The sequence below is a fragment of the Citrobacter sp. C6_1 genome (assembly GCF_014596835.2).
GTDB classification, from domain to species: domain Bacteria; phylum Pseudomonadota; class Gammaproteobacteria; order Enterobacterales; family Enterobacteriaceae; genus Citrobacter; species Citrobacter pasteurii.
On the sequence record NZ_CP115031.1, the window covers coordinates 4,148,399 to 4,168,773 of the forward strand.

17 protein-coding genes and 3 tRNA genes are annotated in these 20,375 nt (G+C 53.1%); 3 read left to right on the plus strand and 17 right to left on the minus strand.

Annotated features, from left to right (window positions below; all coding sequences use genetic code 11):
• Positions 1-6: 6 nt before the first annotated feature.
• The 13 genes from rnr to nnr all read right to left on the minus strand — a co-directional run bounded on the left by rnr (position 7) and on the right by nnr (position 15,416).
• Positions 7-2,469, minus strand: a complete 2,463-nt coding sequence (gene rnr / locus IB196_RS19910) for a ribonuclease R (RefSeq protein ID WP_040232960.1) — start codon at positions 2,467-2,469, stop codon at positions 7-9.
• Between the two features lie 156 nt (positions 2,470-2,625).
• A complete protein-coding gene (nsrR, locus tag IB196_RS19915; protein ID WP_005134424.1) occupies positions 2,626-3,051 on the minus strand; it encodes a nitric oxide-sensing transcriptional repressor NsrR in 426 nt (141 codons plus the stop codon).
• A gap of 216 nt (positions 3,052-3,267) precedes the next feature.
• Positions 3,268-4,566 carry an adenylosuccinate synthase gene (gene purA / locus IB196_RS19920; RefSeq protein ID WP_005134423.1) on the minus strand — a complete coding sequence of 433 codons (1,299 nt, stop codon included), beginning with the start codon at positions 4,564-4,566 and terminating at the stop codon, positions 3,268-3,270.
• 102 nt (positions 4,567-4,668) lie between these two features.
• On the minus strand, positions 4,669-4,866 hold the full coding sequence (locus tag IB196_RS19925; RefSeq protein WP_005122170.1) for a DUF2065 family protein: 198 nt from the start codon (positions 4,864-4,866) through the stop codon (positions 4,669-4,671).
• Between the two features lie 82 nt (positions 4,867-4,948).
• Positions 4,949-5,953 (minus strand): protease modulator HflC, encoded by a 1,005-nt coding sequence (gene hflC / locus IB196_RS19930; RefSeq protein WP_005122169.1) that lies wholly within the window; start codon positions 5,951-5,953, stop codon positions 4,949-4,951.
• A gap of 2 nt (positions 5,954-5,955) precedes the next feature.
• On the minus strand, positions 5,956-7,209 hold the full coding sequence (gene hflK, locus IB196_RS19935) for an FtsH protease activity modulator HflK (RefSeq protein WP_005122168.1): 1,254 nt from the start codon (positions 7,207-7,209) through the stop codon (positions 5,956-5,958).
• A gap of 189 nt (positions 7,210-7,398) precedes the next feature.
• Positions 7,399-8,679 carry a ribosome rescue GTPase HflX gene (gene hflX / locus IB196_RS19940; protein WP_003830495.1) on the minus strand — a complete coding sequence of 427 codons (1,281 nt, stop codon included), beginning with the start codon at positions 8,677-8,679 and terminating at the stop codon, positions 7,399-7,401.
• Between the two features lie 74 nt (positions 8,680-8,753).
• Positions 8,754-9,062 carry an RNA chaperone Hfq gene (gene hfq, locus IB196_RS19945; protein WP_003025584.1) on the minus strand — a complete coding sequence of 103 codons (309 nt, stop codon included), beginning with the start codon at positions 9,060-9,062 and terminating at the stop codon, positions 8,754-8,756.
• Positions 9,063-9,272: 210 nt separating this feature from the next.
• Positions 9,273-10,223 (minus strand): tRNA (adenosine(37)-N6)-dimethylallyltransferase MiaA, encoded by a 951-nt coding sequence (gene miaA / locus IB196_RS19950; protein ID WP_005122167.1) that lies wholly within the window; start codon positions 10,221-10,223, stop codon positions 9,273-9,275.
• A complete protein-coding gene (gene mutL, locus IB196_RS19955) occupies positions 10,216-12,078 on the minus strand; it encodes a DNA mismatch repair endonuclease MutL (protein ID WP_188232328.1) in 1,863 nt (620 codons plus the stop codon). Before mutL ends, miaA begins: the two co-directional genes overlap by 8 nt.
• 9 nt (positions 12,079-12,087) lie before the next feature.
• Positions 12,088-13,419 (minus strand): N-acetylmuramoyl-L-alanine amidase AmiB, encoded by a 1,332-nt coding sequence (gene amiB / locus IB196_RS19960; RefSeq protein WP_005122164.1) that lies wholly within the window; start codon positions 13,417-13,419, stop codon positions 12,088-12,090.
• Positions 13,420-13,435: 16 nt separating this feature from the next.
• Positions 13,436-13,897: a tRNA (adenosine(37)-N6)-threonylcarbamoyltransferase complex ATPase subunit type 1 TsaE gene (gene tsaE, locus IB196_RS19965; RefSeq protein ID WP_003025570.1), complete on the minus strand. Its 462-nt coding sequence runs from the start codon at positions 13,895-13,897 to the stop codon at positions 13,436-13,438.
• The gene (gene nnr / locus IB196_RS19970) at positions 13,869-15,416 is read right to left on the minus strand and encodes a bifunctional ADP-dependent NAD(P)H-hydrate dehydratase/NAD(P)H-hydrate epimerase (protein WP_188232327.1); all 1,548 of its coding nucleotides are present in this window, start codon (positions 15,414-15,416) and stop codon (positions 13,869-13,871) included. Before nnr ends, tsaE begins: the two co-directional genes overlap by 29 nt.
• Here nnr and queG point away from each other — a divergent pair.
• Positions 15,415-16,554 (plus strand): tRNA epoxyqueuosine(34) reductase QueG, encoded by a 1,140-nt coding sequence (gene queG, locus IB196_RS19975; RefSeq protein ID WP_005122159.1) that lies wholly within the window; start codon positions 15,415-15,417, stop codon positions 16,552-16,554. The genes nnr and queG overlap by 2 nt on opposite strands.
• Positions 16,555-16,823: 269 nt before the next feature.
• Here queG and IB196_RS19980 read toward each other — a convergent pair.
• The 4 genes from IB196_RS19980 to orn all read right to left on the minus strand — a co-directional run bounded on the left by IB196_RS19980 (position 16,824) and on the right by orn (position 18,149).
• Positions 16,824-16,899 (minus strand) — tRNA-Gly (locus tag IB196_RS19980).
• A 155-nt stretch (positions 16,900-17,054) separates the two neighbouring features.
• A tRNA-Gly gene (locus IB196_RS19985) sits at positions 17,055-17,130 on the minus strand.
• 156 nt (positions 17,131-17,286) lie between these two features.
• Positions 17,287-17,362, minus strand: a tRNA-Gly gene (locus tag IB196_RS19990).
• A 241-nt stretch (positions 17,363-17,603) separates the two neighbouring features.
• A complete protein-coding gene (orn, locus tag IB196_RS19995; protein ID WP_040232952.1) occupies positions 17,604-18,149 on the minus strand; it encodes an oligoribonuclease in 546 nt (181 codons plus the stop codon).
• A 105-nt stretch (positions 18,150-18,254) separates the two neighbouring features.
• Between orn and rsgA the strand changes: the two genes are divergently transcribed.
• Together rsgA and asd are read left to right on the plus strand one after the other, a co-directional pair.
• Complete coding sequence (gene rsgA / locus IB196_RS20000; RefSeq protein ID WP_005122157.1) at positions 18,255-19,307, plus strand: small ribosomal subunit biogenesis GTPase RsgA; 1,053 nt, start codon at positions 18,255-18,257, stop codon at positions 19,305-19,307.
• Between the two features lie 93 nt (positions 19,308-19,400).
• A complete protein-coding gene (gene asd, locus IB196_RS20005) occupies positions 19,401-20,369 on the plus strand; it encodes an archaetidylserine decarboxylase (RefSeq protein ID WP_188232326.1) in 969 nt (322 codons plus the stop codon).
• Positions 20,370-20,375 lie beyond the last annotated feature (6 nt).

Sequence of the window (20,375 nt, forward strand, 5' to 3'; positions counted from 1 at the left end):
TATGGCTTATTCCGTGACTTTCTTTTTCGCCGCGCGTTTAGCTTTGGTGGCGGCAGCGATTTTAAGCGTTTTTGCCGATGGCTTTTTCGCTTTTTTATCGCCTTTCTTCTCAGCCGCTTTCTTATCTGTCTGAGGTTTGGCTCTGCCTTTCTTCTCGCCGCGGAAAGCGCTGTCCGGCTCGAAATTCACCTTTTTGCCCATCTGACGGCGTTTACCGGTGTTTTTACCCGCATCGCCCTTTTTCGCTTTTTCGCGCGCGGTTTTACCTTCATTGCGCGGCGCACGTTCGCTGGAAATCAGACTAAAGTCGATTTTGCGCTCGTCCATATTGACCGCTTCCACGCGAACTTCCACCCGATCGCCCAGGCGATACATTTGACCGCTGGATTCACCCGTCAGGCGCTGACCTACCTGGTCAAAACGATAGTAGTCGTTATCCAGCGAGGAGACATGCACCAGACCGTCGATAAACAGCTCATCAAGACGAACAAAGAAGCCAAAACCCGTCACGCTGGCAATCACGCCCTTAAAGACATTACCGACCTGATCCAGCATAAAGTCACACTTCAGCCAGTCAGAAACATCCCGCGTGGCTTCGTCTGCACGGCGCTCGGCCATTGAACAGTGCTGGCCCAGTTGCAGCATCTCTTCCATCGAATAATGGTAGCCACCCGTTTCCGTGGTGTTACCTTTATGACCCTGCTCCTGCGCCAGCAGATATTTGATTGCACGGTGCAACGAGAGGTCCGGGTAACGACGAATCGGCGAGGTAAAGTGCGCATAAGATTGCAGCGCCAGACCAAAGTGACCACGGTTTTCCGGATCGTAAATCGCCTGCTTCATCGAACGCAGCAGCATGGTTTGCAGCATTTCTGCGTCAGGTCGGTCAGCAATCGACTCCAGCAGTTCCGCGTAATCACGTGGCTCCGGTTTGTTGCCACCCGGCAGCTCCAGCCCCAGCTCAGCCAGTACCGAGCGGAAAGAGTTAATCGCTTCGGTCGTTGGCTTATCGTGAATACGGAACAGCGCAGGTTCCTTGGCTTTCTCAACGAATCGCGCCGCTGAGATGTTCGCCATGATCATGCATTCTTCAATCAGTTTGTGCGCGTCGTTACGCTGCGTCTGCTCAATACGCTCAATACGGCGTTCAGCATTGAAGATAAACTTCGCCTCTTCACTTTCAAACGAGATACCGCCACGCTCTTCACGCGCTTTATCCAGCACTTTGTAGAGGTTATGCAGCTCTTCAATATGTTTCACCAACGGCGCGTACTGCTCACGCAGTTCCTGGTCGCCCTGCAGCATGTGCCAGACCTTGGTGTAAGTCAGACGAGCATGGGAACTCATGACCGCTTCGTAGAATTTAAAGCCGGTTAAACGGCCTTTCGACGAAATGGTCATTTCGCAGACCATACACAACCTGTCCACCTGCGGGTTGAGCGAACACAATCCGTTAGACAGCACTTCCGGCAGCATCGGAACAACCTGCGACGGGAAGTAGACGGATGTGCCACGGCTGCGGGCTTCCTGGTCCAGCGGGGTCGGTGGGCGAACGTAATAGCTTACGTCAGCAATCGCCACCCATAAACGCCAGCCGCCGCCACGTTTCTTCTCGCAATAGACGGCATCATCGAAATCACGCGCATCTTCACCATCGATAGTAACCAGCGGCAAATCGCGCAAATCAACACGCCCGACTTTCGCTTCTTCCGGTACTTCTTCTTTCAGGCCGGCGACCTGTTTCTCTACTGCCTGCGGCCAGATATAGGGAATTTCATGAGTACGCAGAGCCATATCAACGGCCATGCTGGTACCCATATTATCGCCCAACACTTCAACAATTTTACCCACAGCTTTGGTACGGCGGGTCGGGCGCTGGGTCAGTTCAACCACCACCACAAAGCCCATACGAGCCCCCATCACCTCTTCCGGCGGGATCAGGATATCGAAGCTCAGACGGCTATCGTCAGGGACAACAAACCCAACGCCAGCGTCGGTGAAGTAGCGACCGACAATCTGGCTGGTTTTTGGCACCAGTACGCGCACAATACGCGCCTCGCGACGACCTTTACGGTCCGCGCCCAGCGGTTGTGCCAGCACCTGATCGCCATGAATGCAGGTTTTCATTTGCTCGCTGGACAGATACAGGTCATCTTTGCGACCTTCAACGCGCAGAAAGCCGTAGCCATCACGGTGGCCAATAACGGTACCTTTCAGCAGGTCAAGACGTTCCGGCAGCGCATAGCACTGACGGCGGGTGAAGACCAGTTGTCCGTCACGCTCCATGGCGCGCAGGCGGCGACGCAGCGCTTCTTGCTGCTCTTCACCTTCAATGTTGAGTTCAGCGGCCAGCTCATCGCGGTTGGCCGGTTTTTCACGTTTAGTTAAATGTTCGAGGATAAATTCCCGGCTCGGGATAGGATTCGCGTATTTTTCTGCTTCGCGTTCCTGGAAAGGATCTTGTGACATCGAGGTTCCTCCATTGTCAGCTCTGATGGAATTCCTTCGTCTTTCACGACGCCTTTTTGTTGGCTGCCTTTGCTCCCCTTAGTCACTTACTTTTGTAAGCTCCTGAGGAGTCGCTCAGTTGCCGCCGCGATGCGACGCGAATTACTTTGGACTTCATTACTCCACCAGCAATAATTTATAAAGCGGTTGATTTTCTTCAACCAAATCAGCAAGTGTGTAGTTGTCCAGTTCCGTGAGAAAACTTTGCACTGCTTTAGAAAGCGCCTGTTTGAGTCGACAGGCTGGGGTAATGTGGCAAAACTCGCTGCTACAATTGACCAACGATAGAGGTTCCAGCTCGCGAACCACATCACCAATACCAATAGCCTTAGCCGGTTTGCCCAGGCGGATACCGCCATTTTTTCCACGAATAGCAGTAACAAAGCCCGCCCGGCTAAGTTGATTGATTATTTTGACCATATGATTACGGGACACGCCGTAGACTTCTGTCACCTCAGAAATACTGGTCATACGTCCTTCGGGAAGTGACGCCATGTAGATTAGCGCACGTAATCCGTAATCGGTGAAACTTGTTAACTGCACATCAACCTCAGGAAAAGGGATAAAACGGATAAACCTGGTGGTATTAATTATATTGATGATAAACCAGCCACCAGCCAGGTCGCTAATTTATTTCAATTCAGGAAGGAAAAAAGCGAGGAACTTATGTGATTTTAAGCCGGATTCTGCTGCAAAGCGCTCCATCCGGCCTAAGATAGTGCAAGCGCAGCGCCATTCGACGCCACGCTATAACCAGAATTATGCGTCGAACGGGTCGCGCAGGATCATGGTTTCAGTACGGTCTGGACCAGTTGAGATAATATCAATTGGCACACCGGTCAGTTCTTCAATACGCTTGATGTAGTTCAGTGCTGCCTGCGGCAGACCGCTACGTTCCTTCACGCCGAAGGTGGATTCAGACCAGCCCGGCATGGTTTCGTAAATCGGCTCAATACCTTTCCAGTCGTCTGCTGCCAGCGGAGTCGTCGTGACTTCACGGCCATCCGGCATACGGTAAGCAACACAGATTTTAACCTCTTTCAAACCGTCCAGTACGTCCAGTTTGGTCAGGCAGAAGCCAGACAGGGAGTTAATCTGTACTGCGCGACGCACAGCAACGGAATCCAGCCAACCGGTGCGACGACGACGACCGGTGGTCGCGCCATACTCGTTACCTTGTTTGCACAGGAACTCGCCAACGTCATCAAACAGCTCAGTCGGGAACGGACCCGCGCCGACACGGGTGGAGTAAGCTTTGATGATACCCAGAACATAGTCCACATAACGCGGGCCCAGGCCGGAGCCGGTCGCCACGCCACCTGCAGTGGTGTTGGAAGACGTTACGTACGGATAGGTACCGTGGTCGATATCCAGCAGCGTACCCTGCGCACCTTCAAACATGACGAAATCGCCACGCTTACGCGCCTGGTCCAGCAGATCGGAAACATCAACAACCATAGACGTCAGGATGTCGGCAATCGCCATCACGTCATCCAGCACTTTCTGGTAGTCAACTGCTTCAACTTTATAGAAATTCACCAGCTGGAAGTTGTGATATTCCATCACTTCTTTCAGTTTTTCAGCGAAGGTTGCTTTATCAAACAGATCGCCAACGCGCAGACCGCGACGTGCCACTTTGTCTTCATAAGCCGGACCGATACCACGACCGGTAGTACCGATCGCTTTCTCGCCACGCGCTTTCTCACGAGCGTTATCCAACGCCACATGATAATCAAGGATCAGCGGACACGCTTCAGACAGCAGCAGGCGCTCACGAACCGGGATACCACGATCTTCCAGCCCTTTCATCTCTTTCATCAGCGCGGACGGAGACAGCACAACACCGTTACCGATGATGCTGGTTACATTCTCGCGAAGAATACCTGATGGAATAAGATGGAGGACGGTTTTTTCACCGTTGATTACGAGAGTATGGCCTGCGTTGTGACCGCCCTGGTAGCGCACAACATATTTAGCCCGTTCAGTCAGAAGATCGACGATCTTCCCTTTACCTTCGTCACCCCATTGGGTGCCCAGTACGACGACGTTGTTACCCATTTTTCAAAATCACCGTTTGCTTAAAAATGGATTCTACCACCGCTTTTTCAGATATACAGCACTTTTTGCATCCAAAAATCCGCAAATTAGTCTACTTATTGATCAGCCAATCGTTTTCCTCAACATGTAGTAGACGACCACGCCCGCGACCACAAGACCCCCACCAAAACGACGCAAAATATTTTCAGGAAGTTGTGCCATCGCCGAGATCATTTTCTTCCAGGCGCGGGGATACAGCATAGGACCCAAGCCTTCCAGCACCAAAACCAGCGCGAGCGCCAGCAAAATTGTTGAGTTCATCTGCCGTCCTTATCTAAAAAGAAAACCACCGCATCCCTGGGGATGCCGGTGGTTTTGCTGGTCTAAAACCGCTGGAGCTATTTTAGCGTGTTGCGCTATTCGGCGTCTTCATGTAACGGAAGAAATCGCTGTCCGGGCTCATGACCATGACATCCTGGTTTCCTTCGAAGCTCTTCTCGTAAGCGCGCAGGCTACGGATGAAGGCGTAGAAGTCAGGATCCTGACTGAACGCGTCGGCAAACAATTTAGCGGCTTCTGCATCACCTTCGCCGCGCATAATGCGGCCCTGGCGCTCAGATTCTGCCAGCGTTTTGGTGACTTCATAGTCCGCCGTTGCACGCAGTTTTTCCGCTTCTTCCTGACCCTGTGAACGATGGCGACGCGCTACCGCTTCACGCTCAGCGCGCATACGGTTGTAAATAGCTTCGGATACTTCAGCTGGCAGGTTGATTTGCTTGATACGCACATCGACCACTTCGATACCCAGTGCCGCCATACTGTTCGGGTTGATGACCGGGACTTTACCGTTCGTTTCAGCCTGCACACGTTCAGCCGCTTCGGCAATCGCGCTGTCCGCCGCCGGCGTCGCGACTTCATCTTCCGTGCCGGCAGAACCGGAGTTCAGCGCGTCACGAACTTCCAGGGTCAGACGACCGCGGGAATCGGTAACGATGTCTTTCACGTCCAGACGACCAATTTCAGAACGCAGACGGTCAGAGAACTTACGTTTCAGCAGGACTTCTGCCTGAGAAACATCGCCACCGCCCGTTGCCAGGTAGTAGCGGCTAAAGTCACTGATGCGCCACTTGATGTAGGAGTCAACGATCAGGTCTTTCTTCTCTTTGGTAACAAAGCGATCGGCCTGGTTATCCATGGTCTGAATACGCGCATCCAGCATCTTCACGGATTCAATAAACGGAATCTTGAAGTGCAGGCCTGGTGCAACGACCAGCGGCTTGTTGTCATCGTCACGCAGAACTTTACCAAAGCGCAGAGTAATACCGCGTTCGCCTTCTTTGACCACAAAGACAGACATGAACAGAACTACCAGAACGATGATGATAATCGCAATAACTGACTTACGCATCGTTATTCCCCCTGACGCTGGTAGTCGTTACGCTGCGCATTCGCGCGGCGTTGGTCCATAATATCGCCCTGACTGGTGGACGAGGTGTTGCTTGCTCCAGTGCCGGAAGACGTTGCCGGTGGCAGACGCAGCAGATTTGAACTGCTGTCAGTCTTAGCTGCTGGCGCATTACCGCCTTTCAGCATCTGATCCAACGGCAGAACCATCAGATTACTGCCCTTATCGTTAACCAGGACTTTACGGGTATGGCTCAGCACTTTTTCCATGGTTTCGATATACAGACGCTCGCGAGTAATTTGCGGTGCGGCTTTATATTCCGGCAGAATTTTTGCGAAACGAGCCACTTCACCCTGAGCTTCCAGGATGGTCTGGGTCTTATACGCACGCGCTTCTTCCAGAATACGCTGCGCCTGACCGTTTGCACGTGGCTGCACTTCGTTGGTGTACGCTTCTGCTTCACGGATGTACTGCTGCTCGTTTTCACGCGCTGCGATAGCATCATCAAACGCCGCTTTTACCTCTTCCGGCGGACGTGCTGCCTGGAAGTTGACGTCCAGCAGGGTGATACCCATGTTGTACGGACGAATGGTTTCTTCCAGTTCACGCTGGGTATCGCTACGAATAACGGTACGCCCTTCGGTCAGGATACGGTCCATAGTGTATTTACCGATAACCCCACGCAGGGCGCTGTCGGTTGCCTGACGCAGACTGTCATCCGCGCTGGTTACGCTAAACAGGTAACGCTGCGGATCGGTCACGCGGTACTGCACGTTCATTTCAACGCGCACGACGTTTTCATCTGATGTCAACATCACGCCGGATGCGGCAAGTTCACGCACGGCTTCAACGTTGACCGGAGTCACCTCGTCGATAAAGGTCGGTTTCCAGTTCAGACCCGGCTCAACCAGATGGCTGAATTTACCGAAGCGTGTCACCACGCCACGTTCCGCTTCTTTAATGGTGTAGAAACCGCTGGCCGCCCAGATAATGACGATAGCTGCCGCTGCGATAGTAAAGACTCGGCCGCCCAGTTGCGGACGCGGGCCTTGCGATGAACTACCGCCGCCAGAACCCGTGCCTTTACCGCCACCCAGACCACCGAGCTTTTTACTCAGTTTGCGGAAGATATCATCCAGATCGGGAGGTCCCTGTTCGCGACCACCTTTGTTTCCATTTCCCTCAGGGTTGCCGCCAGGTTTGCTGCTTCCCCAGGGGTCGCGGTCTTGTCCGTTATTACCGGGCTGATTCCACGCCATTTTTGTGCTCCATATTTGTTATGCGATGCTATACCTGCGTTTTTTGCGCTGCAGATGCGTTGGCTACGTCTTTCAACCCCAGTCACATAGTTGACTATGCGCCTGGAGATTCCAGGACTTGCCGCCTTTCTGCCGCATAAAATCCACGAGGAATAGAGGCGAAAAAATCTTCAGGCCATATCCGTCAGGTCAGACAACATAGTCTTCCAGTGCCGGTTCTTGTTTACAGAGGCGACGCCAGTCTACGATCGGCATACGTACTTGCAGACCTACGCTACCGTCTTCCTCCATCCACTCTTTCTCTATTGCCTGAAGTTGGTAAAACCGGCTTCTCAGTCGCCCTTCCTGCGGCGGCAAACGCAACGTATGTTGCGCCACCTCACCGGAAAGTCGCTCAGTCAAAGCCTGAAAAAGCTGTGGTATACCTATTCCCGTTTGCGCTGAAACCCAAACGCGAATCGGTTTATTCTCTTCATCTCTGTCGATACGCGGCTCAAAATCATCCAGCATATCGATCTTATTCATCACCAGCAGAGTCGGGATCTCATGCGCATCGATCTCTTCGAGTACCGTGTCGACGGCCTCAATGTTTTCCTGCACACGAAAATCTGCCGCATCAATAACGTGCAACAGCAAGGTCGCCTGACGAGTCTCCTGCAAAGTGGCCTTAAACGCCGCCACCAGGTCGTGCGGCAAATGACGGATAAACCCTACGGTATCCGCCAGCACGGTTTCACCGACATCCGCAACGTCTATTCGACGAAGCGTCGGATCCAGGGTCGCGAACAGTTGATCCGCTGCGTAGACCTGGGCTTCGGTTATCTGGTTGAACAGGGTGGATTTTCCGGCGTTGGTATACCCCACCAGTGATACGGTTGGGACATCCGCTTTCTTGCGCGACTGCCGCCCCTGCTCACGTTGCTTTTCAACTTTTTCCAGGCGCGACTGTATTTGCAAAATGCGATTACGCAGCAAACGACGGTCGGTTTCGAGCTGGGTTTCACCCGGACCACGCAAACCAATCCCGCCTTTTTGCCTTTCAAGGTGAGTCCAGCCACGGACCAGGCGTGTAGCCATATGGCGCAACTGCGCCAGCTCAACCTGCAACTTACCCTCATGGGTGCGCGCACGCTGGGCGAAAATATCTAAAATAAGACCAGTCCTGTCGATAACAAGACACTGGCACAACTGTTCCAGGTTACGTTCCTGGGCGGGGCTTAGAGCATGATCAAAAATCACCACCGCAGCGCCAGTCGCTTTTACGGCTTCGGCAATTTCGATTGCCTTACCTTCACCAACAAAATACTTCGGGTGCGGTGCTTTACGGCTCCCGGTAATCACCTGCATTGCTTCGACACCGGCGGAAGAAACCAGAGATTCAAACTCCTGGAGGTCTTCCATATCTTTGTCTTGCGAAAAATAGATGTGTACCAGTACCGCCTGCTCACCGGCATCATAACGGTCAAACAAGCGTCAACCCCTTAATATGTATCAACGGGGAACGCAGGATCGCTGGCTCCCCGTGTGTAAAACAGCTGACAACCTTATTCGGTTTCTTCGCTGTCCTGTTGCGCAGATGAACCTTGCGCGTTGCTACCGTGATGGTAGTTGCTGCCAGTGCCGCCGGTGGCATTGTTACTGTGATGAGAAACCGGGCGAGACGGGACAACCGTAGAAATCGCGTGCTTATAAACCATCTGGCTGACCGTGTTTTTCAACAGGATCACGAACTGATCAAAAGACTCGATTTGACCTTGCAGCTTAATACCATTCACCAAATAAATAGAAACTGGAACACGTTCCCGACGCAGTGCGTTCAGGAACGGATCTTGTAAAGATTGCCCCTTAGCCATTCTCTCTTTTCCTTATATGCTTATTTGTACTTAATACGCTTCATCCTTCAGGTTGCCTCTACGTTAGCGACGTTCGTTCCCCCCTGTCACTTACTTGAGTAAGCTCCTGGGGATTCACTCTCTTGCTGCCTTGATGCAACTTGAATGACTTTGCGTATTGAACCTTATGGTTCTGAAAAATTGCGCACGATACGTTTCAATTGTACACATTCAGTTCGCGATAGCACCAACAACCTGTAATACTTCGTTTCGCGCCTGGTCAGGCTTTTCACTGTCAAGCCAGTGCACCCCTTCCCAACCACGCAACCAGGTTATCTGCCGCTTCGCTAACTGCCTCGTGGCGCAAACACCTCTATAAACCATTTCATCGTGTGAAATTTCGCCTTCAATGTATGACCACATCTGGCGATACCCGACACAACGAATGGAAGGCAAATCCGTATGCAAATCTCCTCGGGCAAAAAGCGCCCGGACTTCTGCTTCAAAACCTGAAGCTAACATCTGATGAAAACGCTGCTCAATTCGCTGATGGAGCAATTCACGGTTCGCCGGAGCGATCGCAAACTGGTGCACCTGATACGGCAAAGCATCTCCTGACGTTTGCGTCAGCTCCGTTAAAGTTTTACCCGAAATGAAAAAAACTTCCAGTGCCCGGGAAAGTCTTTGCGGATCATTTGGATGAATCCGCGCTGCAGCTACCGGGTCAATCTCCTGAAGCTGTCGGTGTAACGCGTCCCATCCAAGCTCTGCCGCCTGCTGCTCGATTCTGGCTCTGACCTCCGGATCTGCCGACGGTAACGGTGACAACCCTTCAAGCAACGCTTTGAAATATAACATCGTGCCACCCACTAACAGCGGGATACGCCCCGCTGCGGTGATATCGGCCATCTCGGCTAGCGCATCGCGACGAAAATCCGCAGCAGAATACACTTGCGCCGGATCACGAATATCCAGCAATCGGTGTGGTGCGGCCTTCAATTCATCAGCATCAGGCTTCGCGGTGCCGATATCCATCCCCTTGTAAATAAGGGCGGAATCAACGCTTATCAACTCTACGGGCAAAACTTTACGCAATTCAATTGCTAATGCCGTTTTACCGGAGGCCGTCGGCCCCATCAAAAAAATTGCCTTTGGCAGGCTCGCCTTACAGGTATCACTCATGTTTCAGGGCGTTCATTACCGAATGTAAATCAACAAGTTGTAACAGACCACCCGGCGGTGCCTTCACGAGTTGTGGGCAGAGCCGCTCAACATCCGCCAACAGCGTAATCGCCTGGGCCATGCTCCACTGCGGATGCTCGCTCATCAGGTTACGAGCAATCCACTGCGCAATGTTGCCCGCTTCGAATACGGTTTGCTGCGCCAGGTAGCCTATCAGTTCAGGAATCAAGATTTGTAAATTTTGTTGGCGTAAGGGTAAAGGCACCGCCCGGATGGTCACATGCTGCGCATCCAGTTGAAATTCAATGCCCAGCTCAGCCAGTTGGCTCTGTCCTTTTTGCAGCGCCGCTTTTTCATCGGCGTTGACTTTTAAACGTAACGGGATCAGCAATGGCTGAGCGCAAACAGGGGTCTGCCCGGGCGTAAGCTGCGCCTGCCGCAACCACCGTTCCGCCACTGGTAATGCCAGCAACCGAATCTGGCCCTCGCTTTCCAGTAATGCACAGTCGGTCCCTACGATAGTCAGCACCCTTCCAAACCCCTGACTGTTGCCGGTAAGAGGTGCTGTCGGTGTTTCAGCGACCGGCGGTTTGTGCATCGGAGCCGGTGTCTGCAGCAGGCGCTGATAAATTTCGCCCTGCTGCTTTTGATATCCAGGCTGGGCATGCGGCCAACTGACGCTTGCCTGCCCCTGGCGACCACTTCCGCTGCCGGAAGAGGCAGAATAACGGGGAGTAGCAGGTTCACGCGCTGGCGCAGGTTCGGCAAAATGGTTACGCCCTGCCGCTACGCGATTTTCCGGGATATGTCTTGGGGCGAGCTCTTCGTCATCAACCAACGGCAGCGAGGTTTCCAACTGCTGTTGTAGGACGCTTAACACGCCCTGATAAATAAAATCATGCACCAGACGAGACTGGTGAAAACGTACCTCATGTTTGGCTGGATGCACGTTTACATCCACCTGATGCGGGTCGATTTCCAGATACAGAACAAAAGCGGGCTGCTGATCGGCGCCCAGCTTATCTTCACAGGCCTGACGAATAGCATGGTTGATCAACCGATCGCGCATCATCCGGCCATTCACATAGCAGTACTGAATTTCCGCCAGCGCTGCCGTTGTGTGGTTCGGATCGGCCACCCAGCCGCGCAGCGTTAAATCGCCATGCTGCCATTCAATCGCCAGCGCATGTTCCAGAAACGGCGTGCCGCATATCGCGCCCAGTCGGCGCTCTTTTTGTCCATCCGCCGCTACGGCACGGTACTGGCGCACCATTTTGCCGTTGTGTGACAAATTAATCGTCACATCAAAACGTGCCAGCGCAATGCGGCGAATAACCTCATCAATATGAGTAAATTCGGTTTTTTCGGTGCGCATAAACTTGCGCCGCGCCGGGGTGTTGTAGAACAGATCTAACACCTCCAGCGTGGTTCCCACCGGATGTGCAGCAGGTTTGACCGTCACATCCATGTCGCGCCCTTCAGCATAGGCTTGCCAGGCTTCGGGCTGCTCTTGTGTACGCGACGTCAGGGTTAAACGAGAAACGGAGCTGATGCTGGCCAGCGCTTCGCCGCGAAATCCGAGGCTCACGATGGCCTCGAGATCGTCAAGCGAGGCAATTTTACTGGTGGCATGGCGGGCCAGCGCTAACGCCAGCTCGTCTTTTTTAATCCCGCAGCCGTTGTCACGAATACGGATAAGCTTGGCGCCGCCGCGCTCGATATCAATATCAATGCGCGTCGCACCGGCATCAATGCTGTTTTCCACCAGCTCTTTCACCACTGACGCAGGCCGTTCTACCACCTCGCCTGCGGCAATCTGGTTCGCCAGCTGTGGCGGTAGAACCTGAATCGGCATGGCTAATCCTTAATTTGTTAACGTGTTACCAGGCGATACCGCACTGGCGGTTTGCGCCGGTGCGCCCTGCGGCCCGGTTTGCATTGGGTGCGCCTGGAAATAGTTACGCAATCCTTTGTAAATCGCCTCGGCCAGTTGCTGCTGATAATCATCACTCGCCAACAGACGCTCTTCGCTGTTGTTGCTGATAAAACCGGTTTCGACCAGCACTGACGGGATATCCGGCGAGCGTAATACGCCAAGGCTGGCGTGTTCCGGGCGGCGTTTATGCATCGAGCCAATACGTTCTAACTGGCCGATCATGCTGGTCGCCACATCATACCCGACACGTTGCGAATGGCCGAACTGCAGATCCAGCACGGCCTGGCTGAGATAAGGATCGGACTGGCTGTTTGCCAGCACATCGCCTGCGCCGCCCAACAGCTCTGATTGCTTCTCGTGCTGTTCCAGCCAGCCGGCCATCTCACTGTTCGCCCGACGGTTGGACAGTACCCAGACGGAAGCGCCGGTGGCATCCCGGTTTGGCGCGGCATCCGCATGGATAGAGACCAGGAAATTGGCGTTTTGTTTACGCGCGACGTCTGAACGCCCCATCACCGAGATAAAGTAATCGCCATCACGGGTGAGTACGCCTTTAAACATCGGGTCATCATTGAGCAAACTGCGCAGTTTGCGCGCCACGGCAATCGTGACGTTTTTCTCACGCGTGCCGCCAGGGCCAATCGCCCCCGGATCCTGCCCGCCGTGTCCTGCATCAATGGCAATAACCACTTTTTCACCGCTGCCGGAGCTGGCGCGCGCCGCAGGTCGTGTGGAGGTATTACTGTTGGTAACGATCGTAGTGCGATCGTTCTCTGCTTTAAACGGGTTACGCGCAGGCACGGCAGGACGCGGGGCGACAACCGGCGTTTCAACGCGCTTAGCAACCACTGGAGGTGGAGGCGGCGGCGGTGGCGCATCCGCTTTGATGGTAAACACAACGGTATAATTACCGCCGTTCTGGCGTTTAACGGCTTCGGCCTTGCCGTTCTCGGTTAAATCCACCACCAGGCGCAGAGACTGCGCATCTTTTGGCGTGCCGGAGCGGATAGATTTCACCAGATTATTGCCGCTAAACAGCAGCGGTAATCCCTGAATCACTCCGGTTTGTTTAATATCCAGCGCGACGGTGCGTTTCCCGTCCTGGGTCACGGCGTATTCAGGATCGCCAATAAAGCTCAGCGTGATCCGCGCCTGTTGATCGCCATTGGAAACCTGAAGATCGGAGAGGCTGGCGGCTCCTGCCTGCGCGCACAGCAGGACCAGGGTTGCCATCAGCCAGTTTCTGATGCGATAAATCATCCCGCCACCCTTAAGGTTATTCGGCTAAACGCGCCAGCAATAATTCACCCGATGAGGAGACTGCGCTTACGCGCGCCTCCCGACCTTGCGCCTGATATTCAATGTGTATTTCGACGTCCGGGTCTGGCAGTACACCTTTACCTTGTTGCGGCCACTCCACCAGGCAGATGGCATCATTGGCAAAATAATCGCGGATCCCCATAAATTCCAGCTCCTCCGGGTCCGCAAGTCGGTACAGATCGAAGTGATATACCATCAAATTATCGAGCGAATAAGGTTCAACCAGCGTGTAGGTGGGGCTTTTTACATTACCTTTGTGGCCTAACGCCTGCAGGAATCCCCGGCTGAAAGTGGTTTTACCCGCCCCCAGGTCGCCGTACAAATAAATTACCGTCGCGCCGTCACAGGCTTTAGCTACCCGCAGTCCCAGGTCTAAAGTCGCCTGTTCATCAGGTAGTGGAATTACTCGATTCATCATGATAAACGTCAATCACATCAGGGTTAACAATACGCTGTAGCGTGGTAAAGAGATCTGTCGCCAGCATGCCGCGCGTACCAAAACGCGCCGCCAGCACATCCGCTGCCGCACCATGCGCAACACATCCCGCACAGGCTGCATCATACGGGGTAAGCTTCTGTCCGAGCAATGCGCCAATAATACCGGAAAGCACATCACCCATTCCGCCGCTGGCCATCCCGGCATTGCCGGTATCAATAATACCCATCTCAGTTTGTTCAGCAGCAACAACCGTACCCGCGCCTTTCAGCACTACCACGCCTCCGTACCGTTTTACCAGACGTTGCGCACAAAGTAAGCGATCGTCTTCAATTTCTGCAATGGAACAGCCCAGCAGCCGCGCGGCTTCACCAGGATGCGGCGTGATCACGCGATTGTGACGTTTATCGGGATTGATTGCCAGCAGGTTCAGCGCATCGGCATCCCAGAGCATCGGTTTGCGAAAATTCTCGACCTTTTGCAGTGCTTTTTTGCCCCACTCCTGCTGACCAAGCCCTGGTCCTATCACTACAACATCCGCCCATGCCAGGCTCTCTTCCAGCGTCTTCGGCGTTAGCGTATCGACCATGAGTTCCGGTCGGGCAGTCAAAATGGGGGCGATATTTTCACTGCGCGTCAGTACTTTGACCAACCCAGCCCCCGCACGCAGCGCCGCTTCACCGGCCATACGAATGGCACCCGCCGTGCCGTGGTCACCGCCAATAATCACCAACCGACCATGGGAGCCTTTGTGCGAGGTAGGTCGACGCGGCGTTAGCCAGTGCGCAAGCTGTTGAGCATCAAAACGTTGCAGCGGCGCGTTCTGCCCCGCCAGCCAGTCGTCCAGCCCGAGTGCGTTAACATGCAGACGTCCGGTGACATCGCGAGCTTTACCGGTGAGCAGGCCTGGCTTGAGCGCAATAAAGGTAACGGTGTGCGCAGCGTTGATGACTGCCCCCGGCGTCGCTCCTGTTTGTGCCAGCAAACCAGAAGGAATATCTACGGCGACGATGGGGGCAGGATGGGCATTGGCATGCTCAATCAGCGTCTGGAGAGGTTCGCGCGGTGCCTGTTTTAAACCGGTCCCCAATAACGCGTCGATAATGACATCCACACGACCAGGCCAGACGATGTCTGTAGAGTGAATGACGCCCCCCGCATTAAGCCAGGCATCACGCGCCTGCAGTGCGTCCTCGGGCAGCGGTTTATCACTCTCGTGCGCCAGCAACGTAACGTCAAGCCCCTGCGCTTTGGCAAGCCTTGCCACCACGTAACCATCACCGCCGTTGTTGCCATGACCGCATAGCACCAGCCAGTGTTGGGCATTCGGATAGCGTTCGCGGGTGACCTGAAACACCGCCTCTCCCGCCCGTTGCATCAGCTCGTACAACGTCAGCCCTAAACTGTCTGCCGCCTCTTGCTCCATCCGCCTGATGTCATCGGCGTGCCAGATGGAGTGTGGTATACTTGCGAGGTTTTTCTTCATTGTATGGTCCGTCATGTCAGAGCCCCTCGATCTCAATCAGTTAGCGCAAAATATTAAGCAGTGGGGGCTGGAGCTTGGCTTTCAGCAGGTCGGTATTGCCGATACTGACCTCAGCGAAGCGGAGCCCAAACTGCAGGCCTGGCTGGATAAACAATACCACGGCGAGATGGACTGGATGGCCCGTCACGGCATGATGCGCGCCCGACCTCACGAATTATTACCCGGTACGCTACGCGTCATCAGCGTACGTATGAACTATCTTCCTGCTAATGCAGCCTTTGCCAGTACGTTGAAAAACCCCTCACTCGGTTACGTCAGCCGTTACGCGCTTGGGCGCGACTACCATAAGCTGCTGCGTAACCGCTTAAAAAAGCTGGGAGAGAGGATTCAACAGCACTGCGTTTCGCTGAATTTTAGACCTTTTGTCGATTCCGCGCCCATTCTTGAGCGTCCTTTGGCGGAAAAAGCCGGGCTTGGCTGGACAGGTAAGCACTCACTTATCCTCAATCGCGAAGCGGGATCATTTTTCTTCCTCGGGGAATTACTGATCGACTTGCCCCTGCCGGTCGATAAGCCAGTCGAAGAAGGCTGCGGGAAGTGTGTTGCCTGTATGACCATCTGCCCCACCGGAGCCATCGTGGAACCCTACACGGTAGATGCACGCCGCTGTATTTCGTATCTCACTATCGAACTGGAAGGCGCGATCCCAGAAGAATTTCGTCCTCTGCTGGGGAATCGAATTTACGGCTGCGATGATTGTCAGCTCATTTGTCCGTGGAACCGCTATTCGCAGTTGACGACAGAGGATGACTTCTCCCCCCGTAAGCAGCTTCATGCTCCAGAGTTAATAGCACTGTTTAGCTGGAGCGAGGCGTGGTTTTTAAAAGTCACGGAAGGTTCTGCCATTCGCCGTATTGGCCACCTGCGCTGGCTGCGAAATATCGCCGTTGCGTTGGGTAATGCCCCATGGGATGAAGCGGTTATTCACGCGCTGGAAAGTCGCAGAGGTGAGCACCCACTTCTCGACGAACACATAGACTGGGCGGTTGCTCAGCAAATTGAGAAGCGAAATGCCTGCGTAGTTGAGGTGCAGTTACCGAAGAAACAACGTTTGGTCAGGGTCATTGAAAAGGGGCTGCCGCGCGACGCGTAAGTCATCCACAGCTTGTGTATAAAAATAAAAACACATTGATATTCAAGAGGGAAAAGATCGTCAAGTGATCGCATTAACAATTTGAAATGATAATTAATTCAATAATTTCAAATAGTTAAAATGATACTATTCACCCAGCGAAGTTTTTTGTATTCCAGGGATAATACCCGAACCTGTGGATAAGTCTGTTTACAAGAGTATGTCAATGACGAAAAAAAACGTCCCCAACGCGATTATTCGTTGTGGATATTTTTATTGAGGTAAGAATTTGGAGCGGGAAACGAGACTCGAACTCGCGACCCCGACCTTGGCAAGGTCGTGCTCTACCAACTGAGCTATTCCCGCATAATCTTCGTCTTTCGAACCGCTACTGCTTTGGCCGCCTTCATTCGCCTGAGTCACTTACTTCAGTAAGCTCCTAAGGAATCATTCAGTTGCCGCCTTGTCGCAATTCGAAATCCTGCGATTGGTGGTCTGTGCTTATAAGCACTTTCAAATTTTGGAGCGGGAAACGAGACTCGAACTCGCGACCCCGACCTTGGCAAGGTCGTGCTCTACCAACTGAGCTATTCCCGCATAATCTTCGTCTTTCGAACCGCTACTGCGTTGGCCGCCTTCATTCGCCTGAGTCACTTACTTCAGTAAGCTCCTAAGGACTCATTCAGTTGCCGCCTTGTCGCAATTCGAAATCCTGCGATTGGTGGTCTGTGCTTTACAAGCATTTTCAAATTTTGGAGCGGGAAACGAGACTCGAACTCGCGACCCCGACCTTGGCAAGGTCGTGCTCTACCAACTGAGCTATTCCCGCAAATCTGTACTGCTTTTGTTGCTGCCGTAACGCGTAATTCTCTGTCGTTACGGGAGGCGCATTATACGAGAAATCCGTTTAGCTGCAACCCCCCGAAAAGCGATTTTCTCATTTTTCTGTTTAAGTGCTGAATTTATCGGCAAGTCGTCTAATTTAGCGACAATTCTGCCTCAGTGCAAGCTCACAGGAGCGATATTCGTAGGCCGGGTAAGGCGTAGCCGCCACCCGGCAATCCACAAAATCAAAGCTTAATGAAATGTTCGCGATAGTAAGCAAGCTCGGCAACCGATTCACGAATATCGTCCATCGCCTGGTGCGTTCCTTGTTTCTTGAAGCCATCAAGGATCTCTGGTTTCCAGCGACGGGCCAACTCTTTAAGCGTGCTGACGTCCAGATAGCGATAATGGAAATACGCCTCCAGCTCCGGCATATATTTAAACAGGAAACGACGATCCTGACCGATGCTGTTGCCGCAGATAGGTGATTTTCCTTCCGGAACCCACTCTTTTAAAAAGGCCAGCGTCGCCAGTTCGGCTTCACGATCGCCCATGGTGCTCGCTTTTACGCGTTCCACCAGCCCACTTCCGGTATGCGTACGTACGTTCCAGTCATCCATTAACGCCAGTTGCTCATCAGACTGATGCACCGCAATTGTCGGTCCTTCAGCCAGGATATTCAGGTTGGCATCAGTCACTAGCGTAGCGATCTCAATAATGCGATCGCGCTCGGGATCCAGACCTGTCATCTCCAGATCGATCCAAATCAGGTTGTTTTCATTGGCACTCATGCTATTTTCCACCCTTCAGCGTCACATTCAGTGTGACTATATTCATCTAAAATTGCGTGTATCATAAATGTTTTGCCCATTATGGGCGACCAGGAGCCAGTCCGATTGAGTAAGAATAAACTCTCCAAAGGCCAACAGCGCCGCGTGAACGCCAATCACCAGCGTCGTCTTAAAACGTCCGCGGAGAAGCCCGACTACGACGACAACCTGTTCGGCGAGACTGCTGAAGGCATCGTTATCAGCCGTTTTGGCATGCATGCCGACGTAGAATCTGCTGACGGGGAAATTCACCGTTGCAACATCCGCCGTACCATTCGTTCGCTGGTTACCGGCGATCGTGTAGTCTGGCGTCCGGGTAAAGCGGCGGCTGAAGGCGTGAATGTCAAAGGGATCGTTGAGGCGGTACATGAGCGTACCTCAGTACTCACTCGCCCGGACTTTTACGACGGGGTGAAACCCATTGCGGCCAACATTGATCAAATCGTAATTGTCTCAGCCATCTTACCTGAGCTGTCACTGAATATTATCGACCGCTATCTGGTAGCTTGCGAAACCTTGCACGTTGAACCGATTATCGTACTGAATAAGATCGATCTGCTGGATGACGAAGGTATGGCCTTTGTTAACGAACAGATGGACATCTATCGCAACATTGGTTATCGCGTGTTGATGGTCTCCAGCCGCACCAAAGACGGTCTGAAACCGCTTGAAGCAGCGTTGACCGATCGCATCAGCATTTTTGCCGGTCAGTCAGGCGTAGGAAAATCCAGCCTGCTCAATAACCTTCTCGGCCTGCAGGAAGAGATCCTGACCAATGATGTCTCCGACAACTCTGGTCTTGGGCAGCACACCACCACAGCGTCTCGCCTGTACCACTTCCCTCACGGCGGCGATGTCATCGACTCCCCTGGTGTACGTGAGTTTGGGCTGTGGCATCTGGAGCCGGAACAAATCACTGATGGCTTTGTCGAATTTCATGACTATTTAGGTCATTGCAAGTACCGCGACTGTAAACATGATGCAGATCCGGGCTGTGCAATTCGTGAAGCTGTCGAGGAAGGGAAAATTGCTGAGATTCGGTTTGAAAATTATCACCGCATCCTGGAAAGCATGGCGCAGGTAAAAACGCGTAAAAACTTTTCTGATACAGACAACTGACAACTAAGCTAAGCATCGCTAGAATCGTCCCCCTTTTTTTCAGGATCCGGCTCATATGTCGGATCGGGAACAAATTATGGCCTGGAGGCTACCTTGTTAAACTCATTTAAGCTTTCGCTACAATACATTCTGCCGAAACTATGGCTCACTCGCCTGGCGGGTTGGGGTGCAAGCAAACGAGCAGGATGGCTGACTAAACTGGTTATCGATCTGTTCGTGAAATATTACAAGGTCGATATGAAAGAGGCGCAAAAGCCGGACACCGCCAGCTATCGTACCTTTAACGACTTCTTTGTTCGCCCACTGCGCGAAGATGCACGCCCGATCAATACCGATCCAAACATACTGGTCATGCCCGCTGACGGCGTAATTAACCAGTTAGGCAGTATCGAAGAAGACAAACTGCTGCAGGCTAAAGGGCATAGCTACACCCTTGAAGCGCTGCTGGCAGGCAACTACCAGATGGCGGATAAATTCCGTAACGGGACGTTTGTAACCACTTACTTGTCTCCACGCGATTACCACCGTGTACATATGCCGTGTAACGGTATCCTGCGTGAAATGATGTACGTGCCAGGCGATCTCTTCTCTGTGAACATCCTGACCGCGCAGAATGTGCCGAACCTGTTTGCCCGCAACGAACGTGTTATTTGCCTGTTTGATACCGAATTTGGCCCGATGGTGCAGATTCTGGTCGGCGCGACCATCGTCGGCAGCATTGAAACCGTATGGGCTGGCACCATTACCCCACCGCGTGAAGGCGTGATCAAACGCTGGACATGGCCGGAAGGCGAAAGCGAAGACTCTGTGGCGCTGCTGAAAGGTCAGGAAATGGGCCGCTTTAAACTCGGTTCCACCGTCATCAACCTGTTCGCGCCAGGCAAAGTTAACCTGGTTGCACAGTTGCAGGATCTGTCGGTAACCAAAATTGGCCAGCCAATGGCCATCTCTACCGAGACCTTTGTGACGCCAGAGGCAGAACCCGCGCCATTGCCGAAAGAAGAAATCGAAGCAGAACACGACGTCAGCCCGCTGGTTGACGACAAAAAAGACGAAAGTTAACCATAG